We start from the raw sequence: 6305 nt of genomic DNA on the forward strand, positions 1-6305 counted from the left end.
GGGGGAGGGGAGTTGCGCTGTGCATGCGGCGAGGGCCACATCAGCGCCACCGTCTCGGACAGGTCGCCGACGTAATCGTAGGACAGGCCGAACAGCACCGGGTCGGTGCGTTCGGCGATCAGGGCGCGGATCAGTCCGGGCTTGGCGTGGCGGAACGACAGCGCGCCGGTGAGCGCCGCCAGTGCCCAGCCGCGGTCGGGATCTTCGACTTCGCGGAAGTAATTGGTGATCAGCCGCAGCTTGTTGTTGCGGCCGGGCTCGTAGCCGAGGCGGTCGAGCAGTTCGGCGAAGCGATTCATGCCTCTGCGGCCTCGCTGTCGCTTGCCGGCATGCCGACGTCTTCATCTTCGTCGCCATAGCCGACCAGATCGAGCGGCCGTGCGGCGAGGCCCTTGGTCTGGCACCAATGCACCAGCGCGTCTTCCTGGCCGTGAGTAACCCACACTTCGCCGGCGCCGGTGGCGGCGATGGTTGCGGTGAGGCCGTCCCAATCGGCGTGGTCGGAAATCACCAGCGGCAGCTCGACGCCGCGCTGACGGGCGCGGGCGCGTACCCGCATCCACCCCGATGCAAACGCGGTGAGCGGGTCGGGGAAGCGGCGCGTCCACAGATCCGAAGTCGCCGACGGCGGGGCCAGCGTGATGGTGCCGGCAAGCTCGGCCTTCTTGACGCCCTTCACTGGCCGCAGCTCGCCGAGCGGCACGCCCTGCTCCGCATAGTAATGCGTGATCGTCTCCATCGCGCCGTGCAGATAGATCGGAGCGTCGTAGCCGGCCTGGCGGATCAGCGCGATGACCCGCTGCGCCTTGCCGAGCGAATAGGCGCCGACCAGATGCGCCCGTTCCGGAAACAGCCCGACCGAGTCGAGCAGCTTTGCGACCTCGCCCGCCGCGTCGGGATGCCGGAACACCGGCAGGCCGAAGGTTGCTTCGGTGATGAAGACGTCGCACGGCACGATCTCGAACGGCGTGCAGGTTGGGTCTGGTGCGTCCTTGTAGTCGCCGGAGGCGACGATGCGGATGCCGCCGGCTTCGACCGCGACTTGGGCCGAGCCGAGCACATGGCCGGCGGGATGCAACGTGACCATGGTGTCGCCGAGCCGGATCGTCTCACCATACGCGACCGCTTGGGTCATGCCGGCGAAATTCTCGCCGTAGCGCAGCCGCATCATGTCGAGCGTCTGCCGGGTCGCCAGCACGGCACCGTGGCCGGCGCGGGCGTGATCGGAATGGCCGTGGGTGATCACCGCGCGCTCGACCGGGCGCACCGGATCGATGTGGAAGCCACCCGGCTTGCAGCACAGGCCGGAGGGGAGCGGCGTCAGGAGATCGTACGGGCGCATGCTGGCAATATAGGAGGGACCGGCAGGCAAACGAGTCCGGCCCCGTTCTGGTTCCATTGCGGCGCTGACGCAAACAAAAACCCCGGCCGCGAGGCCGGGGTTTCGGTGTTCTTCGTGCTGGTCGTTGAAGATCAGTACTTCGCGACCACCGGCTGATTGAAGTGATAGTTGATGCCGGTGCGGAGCATGTGCTCGGTGACCTTGGAGGTGCTGTTCAGGGCGCCACCGAAGAACGAATCGTCGCTCTTCCCGAGGTCGACATAAAGATATTCGGTCTTCGAGGTCCAGTTCGGGCCGAGTAGGCCGAACAGTTGGAACGGGGTCTCGATGCCGCCGCCGACCGCGTAGCCGCTGCGAGTGCGGGTCACAGTGTCGCTGACGATCGGCGTCGTGATGTTGGTCTTGACGTTGCCGTATGCGTAACCGCCGGTGGCATAGAACAGGGTCGAGCCGAGCGAGTAGCCAATGCGCGCGCGCGCGGTGCCGAACCACGGAAGCTTCTGGTTGTACATCAGGTTCGAACCGAACACCGCGGTGCGATCGTCCTTCTGGGTCGAGCCCTGGAAGTCGGCTTCGGCGCCGAACACCCAGTTCGCGGCCTGCCAATTATAGCCGATCTGACCACCGCCGACGTAGCCGTCGGGCGACAGGCTGAACTGCTCGGTGAGGCCGAGGATCGAAGCGGTCGAACTGTTGCGGCCAAGCGCACCGCCGAAATTGGCGCCGATGTACAGGCCGGCCCAGTTTGCCGGCGGCGGGGTGATGTATGCTCCGTTGCCGCCGATCCGGTAGTTCAGACCGACGCGGAAGATGCTCTCGCGCACTTCGGTGCGCAGGCTCTGATTGCCGAAAAAGTCGGTCTGGTTGCCGAGGTCGAGATACAGATATTCGATCTTGCCGGTCCAGTTGCCGCCCAGCGCTGCTTCCACACCCGAGCCGATCACCCAGCCGGAGCGGGTCTTGCTGCTGTCAAACGCCACCAAGCCGCCTTCGGTGACGGTAGTCTTGACGTTTCCGACCGCGTAACCGCCGGTGAAGTAGGCGACCGCCGGGCCGCGCACGAGGCCGACGCGGCCACGCACGGTGCTGAACCAATCGAGTTTCTGATTGTAGTTCACCAGGCCGGCCAAGCTGTTCAGCGTCGTTCCGCCATCACTGACGCCGCTGCCTTGGATGTCGGCTTCGACGCCGATCAGCATCGGGCCGAACATCGAGCCGATCTGCCAATTATAGCCGATCTGACCACCGCCGATCGCGCCCTGAGGCTGCAAATAGGTGGTGTTGAACGTGCCGCCGGCCGGGAAGGCATGCGCCGTGAGATCGCGGCCAACACCGACGCCGACGTTGGCGCCGATGTAGAAGCCCGTCCAGTCGTAGACGGCGGCAACCGGGGCCTTCAGGTAAGGAGCCTTGACGGCGAGATCGGCCGCTTGGGCGCTGACGGCGGCGGTGCTGGCCAGTACGACACCGGCGAGAATGCGTTTCATGGACGGGAATCCCCTCTTAAACCTTCGCGAACATTACGTGGGCGGTGCCGAGTCGTCTGTACCCGCGCGGCCACACCCTCTGAAATTCGCGGGTAAACAATTGATTGACGCAGGGAATTCCCGGTCGCCGGGTTCCGGGTGCGGCGTCAGGTCGCTAGCAGATTGCCCGTCCTGCGGCATGATTTGCACGTACTGCGTGTTTATCGAATTTTCTCAATGTTTTGGAGGGTTGCGGCCCTCTCCCCTTGTGAGAAGGATGCCCTGCCGCAGAAGCGAACCACGCCGCGGCCGAACGAGAACCGGACCTTCGATCCGGCACCAGGGGAGAAAAACGCGATGAAATTAACCTACAATTCCGTCCTTGCGTCCGCTGCCGCGGTTGTGGCGGCGACGCTGACCATCGGCACCGCGACCGCAGCCGACAAGAAATACGATCCGGGCGCCAGCGACACCGAGATCAAGATCGGCCAGACGGTTCCGCATTCCGGTCCCGGTTCGCTGTACGGCGTGCTCGGGCGCGTCGGCGAGGCCTACTTCCAGATGCTCAACGAGAAGGGCGGCATCAACGGCCGCAAGGTCAAGTTCATCACCCTGGACGACTCCTACAGTGCGCCGAAGGCGGTCGAGGCGACCCGCCGGCTGGTCGAACAGGAAGAGGTGCTGGCGCTGTACGGCTCGCTCGGCACGGCGCCCCAGACCGCTGTTCACAAGTATCTGAATTCCAAGAAGGTTCCTCAGCTTCTGCTGAACACCGGGGCGTCGAAGTGGAACGATCCCAAGCACTTCAAATGGACCATGGCGGGCTTGCCGCTGTACCCGACCGAGGCGCGCATCCTCGCCAAGCACGTCATTGCGGTGAAGCCGGACGCCAAGGTGGCGATCCTGTATCAGAACGACGATTTCGGCCGTGACTTCCTCGGGCCGTTCAAGAAAGTGCTCGAAGACGCCGGCGGCAAGGCCAAGGTGGTGGCCGAGGCGAGCTACGACCTGACCGAGCCGACGATCGATTCACAGATCATCAATCTGTCGAAGTCCGGCGCCGACGTGTTCTTCAACATCACCACCGGCAAGGCCACGTCGCAGTCGATCCGCAAGATCTCCGAAATCGGCTGGAAGCCGCTGCACCTGCTGTCGGCGGGCTCGACCGGCCGCTCGATCCTCAACGCCGCCGGGCTGGACAACGCCAAGGGCATCGTGGCGATCCGCTATTCGAAGGAAGTCGGCGTACCGCGGTTCGAGAACGATCCGGACGTCAAGGCGTTCGAGGAGCTGCGTGCCAAGTACCTGCCCAACGTCGACAAGGACAACACCATTGCTTACGCCGGCTATGGCCAGGCCGTGACGATGGCCGAGATCCTGCGCCGCTGCGGCGACAACCTGACCCGCGAGAACGTATTGAAGCAGGCCGCCTCGCTGAAGGGCTTCCACTCGCCCTACTTCCTCGACGGCATCGACTACAGCTACACGCCGGACGACTACACGCCGATGAAGACGCTCTACATCGCGACCTTCAACGGCACCGACTGGGACGTCTCGGAGAAGCCGTTCACGGAGTAATTTTCCGCGATCAAGTAAGGTTTCTGCTCTCGGGCGGCTTTGCGAGTCGTCTTGAGACGTGATGTGTTACGCTCGGCTTTGTCGCGTCGATGGGATCTACCCCCACCGGCGTGACGAAGCCCGCGCATTCTGCCGAGGACATGCCGCCGTAGAAGCGAGCAGCCGCGGTCAAACGAGACCGGACGCACAGCGAGCCGGCACATCAGGAGGAAACCGCATGAACCCACGCTCGAAATCCGTCCTTGCATCATCAGCCGTGTTGAGCGCGCTGCTGCTCGCCGCCACCCCGTCGGTCGCGGCCGAGAAGAAATACGATCCTGGCGCCAGCGACACCGAGATCAAGATCGGCCAGACCGTGCCGCATTCGGGCCCCGGTTCGCTCTACGGCGTACTCGGCCGGGTCGGCGAAGCCTATTTCGAGATGCTGAACGAGAAAGGTGGCATCAACGGCCGCAAAGTCAGGTTCTTCACCAAGGACGACGCCTACAGCGCGCCGAAGGCGGTCGAAGCGACCCGGCAGCTGGTCGAGCAGGAGGAAGTGCTGGCGCTGTACGGCTCGCTCGGCACCGCGCCGCAGACTGCCGTGCATAAATATCTCAATTCTAAGGGTGTGCCGCAGCTTCTGCTCAACACCGGCGCCTCGAAGTGGAACGATCCGAAGCACTTCAAATGGACCCTCGCGGGCCTGCCGTTGTACCCGACCGAGGCGCGCATCCTCGCCAAATACGTGCTCAGCGTGAAGCCCGACGCCAAGGTCGCGATTCTGTACCAGAACGACGATTTCGGCCGCGACTTCCTCGGCCCGTTCAAGAAGGTGCTCGAAAACGCCGGCGGCAAGGCCAAGGTGGTGGCCGAGGCGAGCTACGACTTGACCGATCCGACGATCGATTCCCAGCTCATCAACCTGTCGAAGTCCGGCGCCGACGTGTTCTACAACATCACCACCGGCAAGGCGACGTCGCAGTCGATCCGCAAGGTGGCGGAGCTTGGTTGGAAGCCGCTGCAATTGCTGTCGGCGGGCTCCACCGGCCGCTCGATCCTGCACGCCGCCGGCTTTGACAACGCCAAAGGCATCGTGGCGATTTCCTACGTCAAGGACATCGGATCGCCGAAATACGCCAATGATTCCGATGTGAAGGCGTTCGAAGCGCTGCGCGAAAAGTATCTGCCGAATGTCGCGGCGGACAATTCGATCGCGTTCGCCGGCTATGGCCAGGCCGCCGCGATGGCGGAAATTCTGCGCCGCTGCGGCGACAACCTCACGCGTGCGAACGTTCTCAAGCAAGCTTCGATGCTCGGCGGCTTTCGTGCGCCGCACATGCTCGACGACGTCAGCTACTCGTACTCGCCGACCGACTACACCTCGATCAAGACGCTGCACACCATGGAGTTCGACGGCAAGGAATGGCAGATTTCGGAGAAGGCCGTCACCGAGTGACCTGCTGCTGAGTGCTTCGCCGGTCTCTCGACGCCCGCCTGTTGGCGGGCGTTTGCGTTTCGGCTCCTGGGACTGCAACCGGCCCGTCCCGGTCGGCGGCATCTCGACCCGAGCGACGTCAGTGCCTACTTTGGCAGCGTGAGCGCCGTCGATTCTGCCCCGTCGTACGATTTGTTGCCCGAGCTGTTCCAGCGCTGGTTCGCCGCGCGCGGCTGGGCGCCGCGCGACCATCAATTGGCGCTGCTGGAGAAGGCGCGGGCGCAAGCGTCCGCGCTGCTGATCGCCCCGACCGGCGCCGGCAAGACGCTGGCCGGGTTCCTGCCGTCGCTGGTGGAGCTGAGCACTGCGTCGCGGCTTAACCTCTCCCCGCCGGCGGGGAGAGGTCGACTGGCCGGCGCAGCCGGTCAGTCGGGTGAGGGGGCTGATGAGCCTCCCTCTGTCGCAGGGGCGCGCGATGCGGAGACGCCCCCACATACCGCGC

Annotated in this window: 4 protein-coding genes and 2 pseudogenes; 3 read left to right on the top strand and 3 right to left on the bottom strand. The window is 64.4% G+C overall.

Going from position 1 to position 6305, the window contains the following annotated elements; all coding sequences use genetic code 11:
- The 3 genes and pseudogenes from DNX69_RS26680 to DNX69_RS19305 form a co-directional block, all read right to left on the bottom strand.
- Nucleotides 1-299: pseudogene (locus DNX69_RS26680) on the bottom strand (ATP-dependent DNA ligase); the annotation flags it as partial.
- Nucleotides 296-1342 (bottom strand): ligase-associated DNA damage response exonuclease, encoded by a 1047-nt coding sequence (locus DNX69_RS19300; protein ID WP_110787510.1) that lies wholly within the window; start codon nt 1340-1342, stop codon nt 296-298. The pseudogene DNX69_RS26680 and the gene DNX69_RS19300, both read right to left, overlap by 4 nt.
- 131 nt (nt 1343-1473) lie before the next feature.
- Entirely contained in the window at nt 1474-2829 is a 1356-nt protein-coding gene (locus DNX69_RS19305; protein WP_110787511.1) for an outer membrane protein, read from the bottom strand.
- A gap of 336 nt (nt 2830-3165) precedes the next feature.
- On the opposite strand from DNX69_RS19305, the gene DNX69_RS19310 reads away from it, so the two are divergent.
- The 3 genes and pseudogenes from DNX69_RS19310 to DNX69_RS26685 form a co-directional block, all read left to right on the top strand.
- Nucleotides 3166-4386: an ABC transporter substrate-binding protein gene (locus tag DNX69_RS19310; RefSeq protein WP_110787512.1), complete on the top strand. Its 1221-nt coding sequence runs from the start codon at nt 3166-3168 to the stop codon at nt 4384-4386.
- A gap of 217 nt (nt 4387-4603) precedes the next feature.
- A complete protein-coding gene (locus DNX69_RS19315) occupies nt 4604-5824 on the top strand; it encodes an ABC transporter substrate-binding protein (protein WP_110787513.1) in 1221 nt (406 codons plus the stop codon).
- Nucleotides 5825-5962: 138 nt separating this feature from the next.
- Nucleotides 5963-6305 (top strand): annotated as a pseudogene (locus tag DNX69_RS26685) (DNA ligase-associated DEXH box helicase); the annotation flags it as partial.

The organism is Rhodopseudomonas palustris (assembly GCF_003226555.1).
GTDB lineage: Bacteria > Pseudomonadota > Alphaproteobacteria > Rhizobiales > Xanthobacteraceae > Rhodopseudomonas > Rhodopseudomonas palustris_I.

Bases quoted from the DNA above. Each gene is read 5' to 3' on its own strand.
- DNX69_RS19300 (WP_110787510.1), bottom strand. From the start codon at position 1,342: ATGCGCCCGTACGATCTCCTGACGCCGCTCCCCTCCGGCCTGTGCTGC.
- DNX69_RS19305 (WP_110787511.1), bottom strand. From the start codon at position 2,829: ATGAAACGCATTCTCGCCGGTGTCGTACTGGCCAGCACCGCCGCCGTC.
- DNX69_RS19310 (WP_110787512.1), top strand. From the start codon at position 3,166: ATGAAATTAACCTACAATTCCGTCCTTGCGTCCGCTGCCGCGGTTGTG.
- DNX69_RS19315 (WP_110787513.1), top strand. From the start codon at position 4,604: ATGAACCCACGCTCGAAATCCGTCCTTGCATCATCAGCCGTGTTGAGC.